The 485-nt window shown below is 52.0% G+C and carries 1 protein-coding gene; it reads left to right on the forward strand.

The features are described 5' to 3' along the window. Positions 1 to 32: 32 nt before the first annotated feature. Positions 33 to 485, forward strand: a 453-nt coding sequence (locus tag AEAC466_RS0123050) for a hypothetical protein (protein WP_200864005.1), incomplete at its 3' end; no start/stop codon positions are given.

Below are 485 nucleotides of genomic sequence, written 5' to 3' on the forward strand. Positions count from 1 at the left end.
TTGAACGTAGCCGAAAACTGAGAGAGCAGGCCATGTTCTTTGCTATGGTCACCTCCGCTGATACCAAAGATGGCATCTTCGGTCCTAACACGGCCGACATTGAATTCCGTGCGAAATCCACTTGGGTCATGATACGCGGGAATCGTTATCAAGTTTTGGAGGACGAGTTCTATCGCTACGTTCTGGCGCCTCACAATGATGTTTTGGAGGAGGTGTACGGCATTGGTGCCACCGATATTGCGGAAGGCTTTCAGGCCATGGCCGACGCCACTCGTTCTGGGCACGCCAACGCAATCATTGAGATGATCAAGCAGTTTGAGGCGGTAAAGGCTTTTTCTATAGAGCAAGGTAAGTCTATGGAAGACGCTATGGAGTCATGGATTGCAGAAAATGAGGAGCAGTCCAAAGCGGCCCGGGGGGCGATGGAGGATATGCTTCGCGGTGGTATTGCCAATGTAAGCCGTCACACGAGGTTGCCACCGACA

This window comes from Asticcacaulis sp. AC466 (assembly GCF_000495815.1).
Classification (GTDB): domain Bacteria; phylum Pseudomonadota; class Alphaproteobacteria; order Caulobacterales; family Caulobacteraceae; genus Asticcacaulis.